Origin of the sequence: Hydrogenophaga sp. PML113 (genome assembly GCF_001777155.1) — a bacterium.
In the GTDB taxonomy this organism is placed as follows: domain Bacteria; phylum Pseudomonadota; class Gammaproteobacteria; order Burkholderiales; family Burkholderiaceae_C; genus Hydrogenophaga; species Hydrogenophaga borbori.
The window spans coordinates 44587-58239 of record NZ_MIYM01000007.1 but is presented as its reverse complement, the minus strand read 5'-3'; the positions used below and the strand labels follow the sequence as shown (position 1 = coordinate 58239).

The 13653-nt window shown below is 70.5% G+C and carries 14 protein-coding genes; 8 read left to right on the top strand and 6 right to left on the bottom strand.

Going from position 1 to position 13653, the window contains the following annotated elements; genetic code table 11:
* Positions 1 to 8: 8 nt before the first annotated feature.
* The 3 genes from BHU06_RS14535 to BHU06_RS14525 form a co-directional block, all read right to left on the bottom strand.
* Positions 9 to 599 carry a nitroreductase family protein gene (locus BHU06_RS14535; RefSeq protein ID WP_070399930.1) on the bottom strand — a complete coding sequence of 197 codons (591 nt, stop codon included), beginning with the start codon at positions 597 to 599 and terminating at the stop codon, positions 9 to 11.
* Positions 600 to 707: 108 nt separating this feature from the next.
* Positions 708 to 1745: an MBL fold metallo-hydrolase gene (locus BHU06_RS14530; RefSeq protein ID WP_139147078.1), complete on the bottom strand. Its 1038-nt coding sequence runs from the start codon at positions 1743 to 1745 to the stop codon at positions 708 to 710.
* 84 nt (positions 1746 to 1829) lie between these two features.
* Positions 1830 to 2825: a YafY family protein gene (locus BHU06_RS14525; RefSeq protein WP_070399928.1), complete on the bottom strand. Its 996-nt coding sequence runs from the start codon at positions 2823 to 2825 to the stop codon at positions 1830 to 1832.
* 80 nt (positions 2826 to 2905) lie between these two features.
* On the opposite strand from BHU06_RS14525, the gene BHU06_RS14520 reads away from it, so the two are divergent.
* Positions 2906 to 3469 carry a hypothetical protein gene (locus BHU06_RS14520; protein ID WP_070399927.1) on the top strand — a complete coding sequence of 188 codons (564 nt, stop codon included), beginning with the start codon at positions 2906 to 2908 and terminating at the stop codon, positions 3467 to 3469.
* 130 nt (positions 3470 to 3599) lie between these two features.
* On the opposite strand, the gene coaBC is transcribed toward BHU06_RS14520, so the two are convergent.
* Positions 3600 to 4817, bottom strand: a complete 1218-nt coding sequence (gene coaBC / locus BHU06_RS14515; RefSeq protein ID WP_070399926.1) for a bifunctional phosphopantothenoylcysteine decarboxylase/phosphopantothenate--cysteine ligase CoaBC — start codon at positions 4815 to 4817, stop codon at positions 3600 to 3602.
* Between the two features lie 113 nt (positions 4818 to 4930).
* Here coaBC and BHU06_RS14510 point away from each other — a divergent pair, with 113 nt between their 5' ends.
* The 5 genes from BHU06_RS14510 (at position 4931) to BHU06_RS14490 (ending at position 9769) form a co-directional block, all read left to right on the top strand.
* Positions 4931 to 6601, top strand: a complete 1671-nt coding sequence (locus BHU06_RS14510; RefSeq protein WP_070399925.1) for a CTP synthase — start codon at positions 4931 to 4933, stop codon at positions 6599 to 6601.
* Positions 6602 to 6623: 22 nt separating this feature from the next.
* The gene (gene kdsA / locus BHU06_RS14505; RefSeq protein ID WP_070399924.1) at positions 6624 to 7481 is read left to right on the top strand and encodes a 3-deoxy-8-phosphooctulonate synthase; all 858 of its coding nucleotides are present in this window, start codon (positions 6624 to 6626) and stop codon (positions 7479 to 7481) included.
* 48 nt (positions 7482 to 7529) lie between these two features.
* Positions 7530 to 8813, top strand: coding sequence for a phosphopyruvate hydratase (eno, locus tag BHU06_RS14500; RefSeq protein ID WP_070399923.1), 1284 nt, complete (start codon positions 7530 to 7532; stop codon positions 8811 to 8813).
* Between the two features lie 120 nt (positions 8814 to 8933).
* Complete coding sequence (locus tag BHU06_RS14495; RefSeq protein WP_070399922.1) at positions 8934 to 9209, top strand: septum formation initiator family protein; 276 nt, start codon at positions 8934 to 8936, stop codon at positions 9207 to 9209.
* A 35-nt stretch (positions 9210 to 9244) separates the two neighbouring features.
* Positions 9245 to 9769 carry a hypothetical protein gene (locus tag BHU06_RS14490; RefSeq protein ID WP_070399921.1) on the top strand — a complete coding sequence of 175 codons (525 nt, stop codon included), beginning with the start codon at positions 9245 to 9247 and terminating at the stop codon, positions 9767 to 9769.
* Between the two features lie 3 nt (positions 9770 to 9772).
* On the opposite strand, the gene BHU06_RS14485 is transcribed toward BHU06_RS14490, so the two are convergent.
* On the bottom strand, positions 9773 to 10750 hold the full coding sequence (locus BHU06_RS14485) for an Hsp33 family molecular chaperone HslO (RefSeq protein ID WP_070399920.1): 978 nt from the start codon (positions 10748 to 10750) through the stop codon (positions 9773 to 9775).
* Positions 10751 to 10784: 34 nt separating this feature from the next.
* Positions 10785 to 11309 carry a gamma carbonic anhydrase family protein gene (locus tag BHU06_RS14480; RefSeq protein ID WP_070399919.1) on the bottom strand — a complete coding sequence of 175 codons (525 nt, stop codon included), beginning with the start codon at positions 11307 to 11309 and terminating at the stop codon, positions 10785 to 10787.
* Positions 11310 to 11357: 48 nt separating this feature from the next.
* Between BHU06_RS14480 and BHU06_RS14475 the strand changes: the two genes are divergently transcribed.
* Together BHU06_RS14475 and dbpA are read left to right on the top strand one after the other, a co-directional pair.
* The gene (locus BHU06_RS14475) at positions 11358 to 12221 is read left to right on the top strand and encodes a ferritin-like domain-containing protein (RefSeq protein WP_070399918.1); all 864 of its coding nucleotides are present in this window, start codon (positions 11358 to 11360) and stop codon (positions 12219 to 12221) included.
* 36 nt (positions 12222 to 12257) lie between these two features.
* A complete protein-coding gene (dbpA, locus tag BHU06_RS14470; protein ID WP_070399917.1) occupies positions 12258 to 13652 on the top strand; it encodes an ATP-dependent RNA helicase DbpA in 1395 nt (464 codons plus the stop codon).
* Position 13653 lies beyond the last annotated feature (1 nt).

Sequence of the window (13653 nt, the reverse complement as noted above, 5' to 3'; positions counted from 1 at the left end):
CCCGGCCCTCACCCCGGCCATTCGCCCAGCAGCTCGTCCGGCGAAGGCTTGTGAAACTTCGGCTGGCCCACGCCCACCGGCGTGCCCAGCACCATCCAGCCCACCAGGGTTTCGCCGGGCCGGCAGAAGGCCGACATCACGGCTTCGGCGCGCACCTTGCTGCCCGAGAGCATCTTGCCGCCATAGCCCAGCGCGTGAGCTGCCGTCAGGAAGTTGGCGAGCGCGCCGCCCAGGGCGATCCACTGCTCATGCACCGTGGCCACCGGGTGGCCGGCGTCGATGCGCGCGACCACGGCCACCAGCAGCGGTGGTTCGGTGGCGCGCCCGCGGTCGCGCCGCGCCTGCTCGGCGGGCTTGCCCTGCGCCAGGGCCACGGATTCGAAGAGGTCGGCCAGGCGCTGCCTGGCCTCGCCACGCACCACGGCGAAGCGGTAAGGCACCAGGCCCGCGTGGTCGGGCGCGCGCAGCGCGGCGGCGGCCATGCGCCGCAGATCCTCGGGCGGGGGTGCGGGCTCGCGCAGGTACTTGGTACCAACCGACAGGCGCGACAGCAGAGGCTCAAGCGGGTCGGCGGGCGCGGGATCGCGGGGGGTGTTCATGGCGGCGGGCTGTGCGGTGGGTGTGTCAGAACACGAGTGTGCGCCAACGCAGGTCGCTGGCGCGGGCCATGAACCTGGGGCTCGGCCCCTCAGGGCCGGCCAGCGCGCTCAGAACGCCTCTTTCTCCGCTTCCAGGTACGCCAGGCTGGTGTACTTGCCGATGTTGCTGTCGAAGCCCTGCATGCGCGCCGCGCGCGAGGCCACGCGCGGATCGGCCAGCACCAGGCCCTTGGCCTTGTCCAGCGGCAGGCCTTCTTTCACCGCCTTCAGGCAGGGCTCGTAAATGCCGCGCAGGAAGTCGCCGTAGGTCTGGAGCAGGTCGCGGCTGGCGTGGCCGTGGCCGGGCACCCAGAGCTGCTCGCCCAGGTCCTTCATGAGCGTGTCGTAGGTCTTGAAGGTACCCACGTAGGAGCCGTCGTCGATGTTGGCGATGCGGTTGCCCATGGCGATGTCGCCGACGTAGGTGAGGCGGTCCTGCACCACCTCCATGCACAGGTCGGACGGCGTGTGCGCCACGCCGTGGTGGTGCAGGCGCAACTGCACGTCGCCGTAGTCGAACACCTGGCCGGGCCGCACGTCGGTGTTGGGTGCGACGATCTTCGTGCCCAGCGTGGCCTGGTTGGTCCAGCGCTCCATCATGCCGCGCCAGGCATTGCCCTCGGCCCCCAGGATCTGCTCGCGCGTGTGCGGCAGCGCATGGATGGGCACGCCGGGGAAGGCCTCGGCGAAGGCGTGGTTGCCCAGCCAATGGTCGCCGTGGTAATGGCTGTTGAACACGGCCACCACGGGCCGGTCGGTCACGCGGCGGATCATGCGGATCGCCATCTGCCCGATCTGCAGCGAGCCCCCCGAATCCAGGACCACCACGCCCTTTTGCGTGACCACGAAGACCACGTTGGCCATCATCCCCTGGTTCTGCGGGGTGGGAAATCCGTCCTCGGCGAACACCATCCACACGTGCGGGGACAGCTGTTGCGCGGGGATGTCGGGCATGGGCGGGCCGAGCACGAAGTCGCGCACCTGCTGCGCGAACAGCCGCGCCTCGGGCACGGCGGCCAGGCCGGCGGCGCCCAGCGCCAGGCCGGCACCGGCGCGCAGCCAGTGGCGACGGGTGAGGCCATCGGTGGGGAGGTGGCGGGCGGGCATCGGCGTATCCATCAGTTGTTGCTTATTTTTGGATCATAGCCAGACCGACGGGGAACGGCGCGGCGCCCGGCCCTTGTCGACCGCTCACCGGGGCCGGGACAGACCGTCCAGGGGTGTGGCGTGGCGCGCCCGGATGGCTTCGGCCTGCCGCGCGACCTCGGCGCGCAGCGCCGCCGGCGCCACCACCTCGACCTCGGCGCCGTGGCCCAGGATCTGCCGCGCGCCGTGCTCGACCGATTCCAACGCCCACAGGACGCAACGCCAGCCGTCGGGCGCCCTGTCCTGCGGCGTCACCGGCACCTCGGCGAAACGGTTGCGCTCGTGCTCCAGCCAGCCCATCGCCCGGGGCGACGCCAGCACCCGGGCCTGCAGCGGCCGCAACCCGGCCTCGAACCGCGCCGACGACTCCTGCCAGTAGCGCGCCAGGTCGAAGCCGCGGGGGCGCCGGAAGCCGCTGCCCAGAAGCGCCAGGTCCTGCACGCTGGCCAGGCGGTAGGTGCGCACGGCGGTCTGCCCGGTTTCGCGCGCCGCGAGGTACCAGGCGCCGGCCTTGAGCACCAGCCCCAAGGGCTCCAGTTCCCGCCGCGACAGGCCGCGCCAGCTCATGTAGTCGACCCGCAGGCGCTTGCCGCTCCAGACGGCCTGCGCCGCTTCCCGAAGGAAGGCCGGTGTGTCGGAGGTCCGATACCAATCCAGGGGATCGATGTGCAGCCGCTCGGCCACCACGGCCGCCTGGTCGCGCCAGGGCGCCGGCACGCTGGCCATCAGCTTGAGCCGCGCCGACGCGGCGGCCTCGCCCAGGCCCAGCGCCGTTGCCGGCCCCGGCAGGCCGGCCAGCCACAGGGCGTTCGCCTCGTCGCCGGTCATGCCGGTGAGCTGCGTCGTCCAGCCCGGCTGCAGCTGGAATCCGCCCTGGTGGCCTCGCTCGCCCCACAGGGGCACGCCGGCCGCTGAGAGCTGATCGATGTCGCGCAGGACGGTGCGCTCGGACACCTCGAGCGAGCGCGCGATGGCGCCGGCCGTCAAACGACCGTGGGCCTGCAGCAGCATGAGGATGGACAACAGGCGGTGGGCTTTCATGGCCGCTCAATCATGACACCCCTTGTCATATTGATGGTGCCAGCATCGCCCCTCCTTCATCACCACAAGGCAGGCGCACCATGAACACCCCAGACCCCGGCGCAACGAGCGCGAAGCAGGACTTCGATTTCCTGGTCGGCCACTGGACCACCCGCCAGCGGCGCCTGAAACAGCGCCTACAGGGCAGCGACGAATGGGAAACCTTCACCGCCTCCACCACCAACCAGCACCTGCCGGGCGGCGTGATCAACTTCGACACCCTGGTCGCGCCGACCTGGAAACCGGGCTGGGTGGGCATGTCGCTGCGCCTGTTCAACCCCGCGACCAACCTCTGGAGCATCTACTGGGTCACCAACGAAGGCGGCGGCATCGACCCCGCGACGGGACAGCTCGGCGCCCCGGTGGTCGGCCGCTTCCAGGGAAGCGAAGGTGTGTTTGAGGGCGAGGACCGGTTCGAGGAACGCACGGTCCGCGTGCGCTTCCATTGGCAGCGCTGGGGCAGCGAGCGGGCGCGCTGGCAGCAGGCCTTCTCCGACGATGGCGGGCGCAGCTGGGAGGTCAACTGGATCATGGATTTCGAGCGCGAGGCGCCTTCCTCGGCCGACCCTTGCTCGAACCGCAGGAAGCATTGGCCAGGGCCGTGATGGGCCGGTTCCGCGACCTCGATGCGCCCGACCACTTCGTCTGGCTGCGCGGCTGTGCCAGCAGGGGCAGCCGCACCCACCGCGCGTTCGGCGATCCAGGCCTGAGCGCCACGGCCGCCGGAGTCGCTGCTCAGCGGCGCGGCAGCCGGCGGGCGATCTCGCTCACGAGTTGGCGCGCCAGGGCCAGCTTGGCGGCGCTCGGCAACTCGGTGCTGCCGGCCTCGTCCACCAGCAGCAGCGCGTTGTCGTCGCGGCCGAAGGTGTCGGGCCCGATGTTGCCCACCAGCAGCGGCACGCCCTTGCGCGCGCGCTTGGCCTGGGCGTGGGCGAGCAGGTCGTGGCTTTCGGCGGCGAAGCCCACGCAATACAGCGCGCCGGCCTGGGCGCGCGGGCTGGCGGCCACGCCGGCCAGGATGTCGGGGTTCTCCACGAAGGCCAGGGCGGGCACCTCGCCGCTGCCGTCCTTCTTGATCTTCTGGCCGGACGTGCTGGCGGGGCGCCAGTCGGCCACGGCGGCGGCGGCGATGAAGACATCGGCCGCGTCGGCGCTGGCCAGCACGGCGCGCTGCATGTCCTGGGCGGACATCACGTCCACCCGCTGAACCCCGCGCGGCGTGGGCAGGGCCACCGGGCCGGCCACCAGCGTCACCTGGGCACCGGCCTCGTGAGCGGCGCGCGCGAGCGCGAAGCCCATCTTGCCGCTGGAGCGGTTGGTGAGGCCGCGCACCGGGTCGATGGCCTCGAAGGTGGGCCCGGCCGTGATGAGCACGTGCCGGCCCGCCAGCGCCTTGGGCCGGAAGTGGCGCACCAGCTCGTAGAGCAGTTCGTCCGGCTCGAGCATGCGGCCATCGCCGGTTTCGCCGCAGGCCTGCTCGCCCGCGCCCACGCCCAGCACCACGGTGCCGTCGGCGCGCAGCTGCGCCAGGTTGCGCTGGGTGGCGGGGTGGGCGTACATCTCGCGGTTCATGGCCGGGGCCACGATCAGCGGCACGCGGTCCAGCGGCCGGGCCAGGCACAGCAGCGAGAGCAGGTCGTCGGCGCGGCCGTGCAGCAGCTTGGCCATGAAGTCGGCGCTGGCCGGCGCGATGACGATGGCATCGGCCTCGCGGCTGAGGTTGATGTGGGGCATGTTGTTGCCCTCGCGCGGGTCCCACTGCGAGCCGTAGACCGTGCGGCCCGACAGCGCCTGCATCGTGACCGGCGTGATGAAGTGCTCGGCCGCCTCGGTCATCACCACCTGCACCGTGGCGCCGGCCTTCACCAGGCCGCGGCAGAATTCGGCGGCCTTGTAACAGGCCACGCCGCCGCTGAGGCCCAGCACGATGTGTTTTCCCGCGAGATCGCTCATGGAGGCGCAATGTAGCAGCGCTCCGCGAGAAGCCCTGGCGGACGGGCCCAGCGGGAGGGGCCACCTATAATCGGAATTTCCCACCTGAGCCAGCCCCCGGGCTGGCCCGAGTCATGACCAAATACGTGTTCGTCACCGGCGGTGTGGTGTCCTCCCTGGGCAAGGGCATTGCTTCTGCGTCTCTCGCCGCGCTGCTCGAATCGCGCGGCCTCAAAGTCACCCTCATCAAGCTCGACCCGTACATCAACGTGGACCCGGGCACCATGTCGCCGTTCCAGCACGGCGAGGTGTTCGTCACCGACGACGGCGCCGAAACCGACCTGGACCTGGGCCACTACGAGCGTTTCATCGAAACGCGCATGCGCCAGTCCAACAACTTCACCACCGGCAAGATCTACCAGTCGGTGCTGGAGAAGGAGCGCCGCGGCGACTACCTCGGCAAGACCGTGCAGGTGATCCCGCACGTCACCAACGAGATCCAGGAATTCATCCGCAAGGGCTCGGGCGAAGGCACGCCCGACGCGGTGGACGTGGCCATCGTCGAGATCGGCGGCACCGTGGGCGACATCGAGTCCCTGCCGTTCCTGGAGGCCGTGCGCCAGATGAGCCTGCGCCTGGGCCCCAACAGCTCGGCCTTCCTGCACCTGTCCTACCTGCCCTGGATCGCCGCCGCCGGCGAACTCAAGACCAAGCCCACGCAGCACACCGCCAAGGAGCTGCGCGCCATCGGCATCCAGGCCGACGCCCTGCTCTGCCGCGCCGACCGCCGCATCCCCGACGAGGAACGCGCCAAGATCAGCCTGTTCAGCAACGTGCCCGAATGGGGCGTGATCAGCATGTGGGACGTGGACACCATCTACAAGGTGCCGCGCATGCTGCATGAGCAGGGGCTGGACGGCCTCATCTGCGACAAGCTGCGCCTGAACACGCCGCCGGCCAACCTCAAGCGCTGGGACGACCTGGTGCACGCGGTCGAGAACCCGCAGGGCACGGTGCACATCGCCATGGTCGGCAAGTACGTCGACCTGTCCGACAGCTACAAATCGCTCAACGAGGCCCTGCGCCACGCCGGCCTGAAGAACCAGGCCAAGGTGGCCATCGAGTACGTCGACTCCGAAACCATCGCACCGGCCAACGTGGCCCAGGTGCTGGGTCGCTTCGACGCCGTGCTGGTGCCCGGCGGCTTCGGCAAGCGCGGCATCGAGGGCAAGATCTGCGCGGCGCGCTTCGCCCGCGAGCAGAAGGTGCCCTACCTGGGCATCTGCCTGGGCATGCAGGTGGCCACCATCGAATACGCGCGCCACGTGGCCGGCCTGAAGGACGCCAACAGCACCGAGTTCGAGCCCAGCACGCCGCACCCCGTCATCGCCCTCATCACCGAGTGGAAGGACGCCGACGGCAGCATCCAGCAGCGCGACGCCAATTCCGACCTCGGCGGCACCATGCGCCTGGGGGCGCAAAGCTCCGACGTGGCCAAGGGCACGCTGGCGCACAGCATCTACGGCGACGTGGTGACCGAACGCCACCGCCACCGCTACGAGGCCAACGTGAACTACCTCGACCGGCTGCGCCAGGCCGGGCTGGTGATCTCCGCGCTGACCCAGCGCGAGCACCTGACCGAGATCGTGGAGCTGCCGCAGGCCGTGCACCCCTGGTTCATGGGCGTGCAATTCCACCCCGAGTTCAAGTCCACGCCCTGGGCCGGCCACCCGCTGTTCAACGCCTACATCAAGGCGGCGCTGACTCACCAGGCGCAGCGCCGGCCCGCCCGGGCCGTGGCCTGAGACCCCGACGGAGAGCCCCACGATGAAGCTCTGCGGTTTCGACGTCGGCCTGGACAAGCCCTTCTTCCTCATCGCCGGCCCCTGCGTCATCGAGTCCGAGCAGCTGCAGATGGACGTGGCCGGGCGGCTGAAGGAGATCACCGGCTCGCTGGGCATCCCCTTCATCTTCAAGAGCAGCTTCGACAAGGCCAACCGCAGCAGCGGCAAGAGCTTCCGCGGCCCCGGCCGCGAGGCTGGCCTGGCGGTGCTGGCCAAGGTCAGGGCGCAGCTCGGCGTGCCCGTCATCACCGACGTGCACAGCGAGGACGACATCGCCCCCGCCGCCGCCGTGTGCGACGTGCTGCAGACGCCGGCCTTCCTGTGCCGCCAGACCGACTTCATCCGCGCCGTGGCGCAGAGCGGGCGGCCGGTGAACATCAAGAAGGGCCAGTTCCTCGCGCCGCACGACATGAAGAACGTGATCGACAAAGCCCGCGACGCGGCCCGCGACGCTGGCCTGCCCGAGGACAGCTTCCTCGCCTGCGAGCGCGGCGCGAGCTTCGGCTACAACAACCTCGTCTCCGACATGCGGGCCCTGGCCATCATGCGCGAGACCGGCGCGCCGGTGGTGTTCGACGCCACCCACAGCGTGCAGCTGCCCGGCGGACAAGGCACCAGCTCGGGCGGCCAGCGCGAGTTCGTGCCCGTGCTGGCGCGCGCCGCGGTGGCGGTCGGCGTGTCCGGCCTGTTCATGGAAACCCACCCCGACCCGGCCAAGGCCTTGAGCGACGGCCCGAACGCCGTGCCGCTCAAGCACATGCCCGCGCTGCTCGAAACGCTGCTCGCGCTCGACGCCGTGACCAAGAAGAACGGCTACCTCGAAGACCGCTTCAACGCCTGAGCCGCGCCCTGTTTTCTTTGACTTTCCGAACCAGAGGACCCTTGATTCATGAGTGCCATCGTTGACATCGTCGGCCGCGAAGTGCTGGACAGCCGCGGCAACCCCACCGTCGAGTGCGACGTGCTGCTGGAGAGCGGCGTCATGGGCCGCGCGGCCGTGCCTTCGGGCGCGTCCACCGGCTCGCGCGAGGCCATCGAGCTGCGCGACGGCGACAAGAGCCGCTACCTGGGCAAGGGCGTGCTCAAGGCGGTGGAGCACATCAACACCGAGATCAGCGAGGCCGTTCTGGGCCTGGACGCCTCCGAGCAGGCCTTCCTGGACAAGACCCTGATCGACCTGGATGGCACCGAGAACAAGAGCCGCCTGGGCGCCAACGCCATGCTGGCCGTCTCCATGGCCGTGGCCCGTGCCGCCGCCGAGGAAGCCGGCCTGCCCCTGTACCGCTACTTCGGCGGCATGAGCGCGGTGCAGATGCCCGTGCCCATGATGAACGTCATCAACGGCGGCGCGCACGCCAACAACAACCTCGACCTGCAGGAGCTGATGATCATCCCCGTGGGCGCGCCGAACTTCCGCGAGGCCCTGCGCTGGGGCGCCGAGGTGTTCCACGCGCTCAAGAAAATCCTGCACGACAAGGGCATGAGCGTGGCGGTGGGCGACGAAGGCGGCTTCGCGCCGAACGTCGAGAGCCACGAGGCCGCGCTGCAGCTGCTGATGGACGCCATTTCGGCCGCCGGCTACACCCCGGGCGACCAGATCGCGCTGGGCCTGGACTGCGCCGCGAGCGAGTTCTACAAGGACGGCAAGTACGCGCTGGACGGCGAGGGCCTGCAGCTCAGCGCCGAAGAGTGGACCAACATGCTGGCCACCTGGTGCGACAAGTACCCCATCGTCAGCATCGAAGACGGCATGGCCGAGGGCGACTGGGACGGCTGGAAGGTCCTCACCGAGCGCCTGGGCCAGCAGGTGCAGCTGGTGGGCGACGACCTGTTCGTCACCAACACCAAGATCCTGAAGGAAGGCATCGACAAGGACATCGCCAACTCGATCCTGATCAAGATCAACCAGATCGGCACGCTGACCGAAACCTTCGCCGCCATCGAGATGGCCAAGCGCGCGGGCTACACCGCCGTCATCAGCCACCGCAGCGGCGAGACCGAGGACAACACCATCGCCGACATCGCCGTGGGCACCAACGCCGGCCAGATCAAGACCGGCTCGCTCTCGCGCTCGGACCGCATGGCCAAGTACAACCAGCTGCTGCGCATCGAGGAAGACCTCGGCGAGGTGGCCGTGTACCCGGGCCGCGCCGCCTTCTACAACCTCCGATGAAAACAACCGTGCGACGCATGAAATGCCCGGACCAGGGGGTGCCGCGGAACCGGCTTTGCCGGGCCGCAGGCGCCGCCCCCTTGAGGGGGTCGCACGAAGTGCGGCGGGGGTGAGACCAGTATGGCCAACCGCCTGATCCCCGGCCTGCTGGTCGCGCTGCTGCTGGTGCTGCACGCGCAGCTCTGGTTCGGCCGGGGCAGCGTGCCGCAGGTGGCGCAGCTGCGCCGCGACCTGGCCGCCCAGCTGGAGGCGAACGAGCTGGCGCGCCAGCGCAACGCGCAGATCGCCAGCGAGTTGCGCGACCTCCAGGAAGGGCTGGAGATGGTCGAGGAACTGGCGCGCCAAGACCTCGGCATGGTCAAGCCCAACGAGGTTTTCGTGCAGATCGCGCGCTGATCCCCGCGGATCGGCGCCCTTCCCCTTCCCGTCCCATGCTCACCGTGGCGCTGCTCGGCGGGCCGCTCACCGGCAAGCGCACGCTGGCGCGCCAATTGCGCGAGGCCCTGGACGCGCGGGGCATCGCCGGGGTTGTGATCGCCGACGCCACCGCGCTGATGGCGGCGGCCCACAACGAGCTTCGTTTCAATGACCGCGGCCTCTGGCCCGAGGCCCTGGCCGCGCAGCGCCGCATCGGCCTGACGCTGCTGATGGGCCTGGACCTGCCCTGGGTGCCCGACGGCCGGTTCCGCGACGGCCCCGCCGTGCGCGAGGCCATCGACGCCCTGTTGCGCCGGGAGCTGCAAGGCGCGGGCATCGGCTTCCAGACGGTCTATGGCCAGGGCGCGCGGCGCCTGCAGGCCGCGCTGCGCGCCGTGGGGGCCGCCCTGGGCCGCGAACTGCTGCCCGACGACCCGCTGCTGCGCGAGGGTTCGGGCCGCTGGGCCTGCGAGGCCTGCAGCGACCCCGACTGCGAGCACCGCCTGTTCAGCGCCCTGCTTGCGCGCCGCGGCGGCTGAACCTCACTGCGGCCGGTCGGTCCCGGGCGGCTGCGCCAGCGGCTGCAGGAACACCTGCGCGGCATCCACCGGATCGAAGGTGTATTGCGCGCCGCAGAAATCGCAGTTGACCTCCACCTGGCCCTGCTCTTGCAGGATGGACTCGATCTCCTCGCGCCCCAGCGAACGCAGCATGCCGCCCACGCGCTCGCGCGAGCAGGTGCAGGCGAAGCGCGGTCCCGCGCCGGCCAGCAGCGGGTCGAAGCGGCGCAGGTTCTCTTCCCAGAACAGGCGGCGCAGGATGGTGTCGGCGTCCAGCCCCAGCAGCTCTTCGCGCTTGAGGCTGCTGGCCAGGATCGCGATGCGCTGGTAGTCCTCGTTGCGGCCGATCTGGTCCTCGTCGCGCTGCACCGACTGGCCGGCCAGGTTGGCCTCACCCTGCAGCGGCAGGCGCTGGATCAGCAGGCCGGCGGCCATCTTGTCGTTCGCCGCCAGCACCAGCTTGGTGTCGAGCTGCTCGCTCTGCAGCATGTAGTGCTCGATCACCTCGCTGAGCTTCTCGAGCTTCTCGTGGCGGTCGCCGAACAGCGGCACCACGCCCTGGTAGGGCTGCTGACCGGGCTGGCGGTCCTTGGGATCGAGGGTGATCGCGCAACGGCCCTGGTTGGTGGCGTTGACCATGTGCGACAGGGGCGCGTCGTCCGCCACCTCGCCGGCCACCGTGGCGGTGGCGCGCAGGCTCAGGTCGGGCTGCACCTCGGCCACGGCCAGCTTCACCGGGCCGTCGCCGTGGATCTGCATGACCAGGGCGCCGTTGAATTTGATGTTGGCCTGCATCAGCGTGGCCGCCGCCGTCATCTCGCCCAGCAGCTCGGTCACGGCCGCGGGGTAGCCGCCGGCTTGCGCGCGGCGCTGCAGGATCTCCTGCCAGGCGTCGGTGATGCGCACCAGCATGCCGCGCACCGGCAGGCCCTCGAACACGAATTTGTGGAGCTCGGACACGGGGTTCCTTCGACCAAAGCGGCTCAGGTGGCGCTCAGCCGGTCTTTTTCAAGCCCTTGCGGTAGCGCTGGGCGTTCTCGACGTAGTGGGCCGCGCTGCGGCGCAGGCCCTCGATCTGCTCGGGCGTGAGCTGGCGCACCACCTTGGCGGGGCTGCCCAGGATCATGGAGCCGTCGGGAAACTCCTTGCCCTCGGTCACCAGGGCGCGCGCGCCCACCAGGCAGTTCTTGCCGATCTTCGCGCCATTGAGCACGGTGGCGCCGATGCCGATCAGCGACTCGTCGCCGATGGTGCAGCCGTGCAGCATCACCTGGTGGCCGATGGTCACGCGCTCGCCCACCACCAGCGGGAAGCCGACGTCGGCGTGCATCACGGTGCCGTCCTGCACATTGCTGCCCTGGCCGACGGTGATGGTCTCGGTGTCGCCGCGCAGCACCGCGCCGAACCAGACGCTGCTGTCTTCGTGCAGGTGCACGTTGCCCATGACCTGCGCGCTGTCCGCGACCCAGGCCGAATCGGCCAGGGTCGGTGCCACGCCATCGAGTTCGTACAAAGCCATGCGGCGGTCTCCTCGGGTGCTCGGGTGTCGAAACCTAGAATTGTAGGGATGCCCCCCACCGTACCCGCCGAGACGCCCGCCAGCCTGCGCGAGCAGGCCCTGGAAGCCCTGTGCACGGCCGATCCCACGGCCAAGGCGGCGGCCACGCACGCGCTGTGGGCCCGTTGGCGCGCCCTGGGCGGCGCCGACGAATCGGCCTGGGCCGCGCAGGCCGGCATGGCGCCCGACCCGGCGCGCCCGCTGCCTGGCCGGCCCGAGCGGCCCGAGCTGGTGCCACCCCAGGTCGTGGCCCAGCGCTCGCCCTTCACGCGCGAGGGGCTGGCCGCGCTGCTGCACGCCATCGCCCACATCGAGTTCAACGCCATCGACCTCGCGCTGGACGCGCTGTGGCGCTTCCCCGGCCTGCCGCTGGACTTCTACCGCCAGTGGTTGCAGGTGGCGCACGAGGAGGCCACGCACTTCGGCCTGCTGCGCGAGCTGCTGCTGACCCTGGGCCACGACTACGGCGACTTCCCCGCCCACAACGGCCTGTGGGAGATGTGCGTGAAGACCCAGCACGACCCGTTGGCGCGCATGGCCCTGGTGCCGCGCACCCTGGAGGCGCGCGGCCTGGACGCCACGCCGCTGATCCAGTCGCGCCTGCGCCAGGTGACGGCGCGCGAGGTGAAACAGGAGGCCCAGCGCGCGGTCGAGATACTGGACACCATCCTGCGCGACGAGATCGGCCACGTGGCGGTGGGCAATCGTTGGTACGGCTGGCTGTGCGCGCAACAGGGCATCGAGCCCCTGAGCCACTACCGCCGCCTGGCGCGCGAGCACGCGGCGCCGCGCCTGAGGCCGCCGTTCAACGACGCCGCCCGGCGGGCGGCGGGCTTCACCCAGGCCGAACTGGACGCCCTGCTCGGCCCCTGACGCCGGCGAACTGGGCAAACCCGGACAATCGGAGGGATGACTTCCGCTTCCCCCACCGCGTTCAGCGCCCTCCCCCTGTCCCCCGCCACCCTGGCCAACCTGGAGCAGCTGGGCTACACGGCCATGACGCCGATCCAGGCCGCCGCCTTGCCGCCGGCCCTGCTGGGCAAGGACCTCATCGCCCAGGCCAAGACCGGCAGCGGCAAGACGGCCGCCTTCGCCCTGGCGCTGCTGGCCAACCTGAACCCGCGCCGCTTCGCCGTGCAAACGCTGGTGCTGTGTCCCACGCGCGAGCTGGCCGACCAGGTGAGCACCGAGGTCCGCCGCCTTGCGCGTGCGGCGGACAACGTCAAGGTGGTGGTGCTCTGCGGCGGCGTGCCGCTGCGCGGGCAGCTGGCCTCGCTGGAGCACGGCGCGCACATCGTGGTGGGCACGCCGGGGCGGGTGATGGACCACCTGGAGCGCGGCAGTCTGCGGCTGGACGCGCTGAACACCCTGGTGCTCGACGAAGCCGACCGCATGCTCGACATGGGTTTCTTCGACGACATCGCCACCGTCGCCAAGCAGTGCCCCGCGGCCCGCCAGACCCTGCTGTTCTCCGCCACTTACCCCGAAGGCATCGCCCAGCTCAGCGCGCGCTTCATGCGCGAGCCCATCACCGTGAAGGTGGAGGCCCAACACGCGGGCGCGCAGATCGAGCAGCGCTGGTACGAGGTGAGCGAGACCCAGCGCCTGGACGCGGTGGGCCGCCTGCTCGCCCACTTCCGCCCCGCCAGCGCGCTGGCCTTCTGCAATACCAAGGCGCAGTGCCGAGACCTGGTGGCCGTGCTGCGGGCCCAGGGCGTCGGTGCGCTGGCGCTGTTCGGGGAGCTGGAGCAGCGCGAGCGCGACCAGGTGCTGGTGCGCTTCGCCAACGGCAGCTGCCGGGTGCTGGTGGCCACCGACGTGGCCGCGCGCGGCCTGGACATCGCCAGCCTGGGCGCCGTCATCAACGTGGACGTGACGCCCGATCCCGAGGTGCACATCCACCGCATCGGCCGCACCGGCCGGGCGGGCGAAAGTGGCCTGGCGCTGAACCTGGCCAGCCTGGACGAAATGGGCAGCGTGGGCCGCATCGAGCAGCTGCAGGGCCAGGCGTCGGCCTGGTTTCCCCTGAGCGAACTGGTGCCCACCGGCCAGGGCCCGCTGCTGCCGGCCATGGCCACCTTGCACATCCAGGGCGGCCGCAAGGAAAAGATCCGCCCCGGCGACGTGCTGGGCGCGCTCACGGCCGACCTGGGCTACACGCGCGAACAGGTCGGCAAGATCAACGTCAACGACTGGTCCACCTATGTCGCGGTGGAGCGTGGCATCGCGCAGCAGGTGGCCAGCCGGCTGAACGCCGGCCGCATCAAGGGCAAAGGCGTGAAGGTGCGGGTGCTGGAAGACTGAG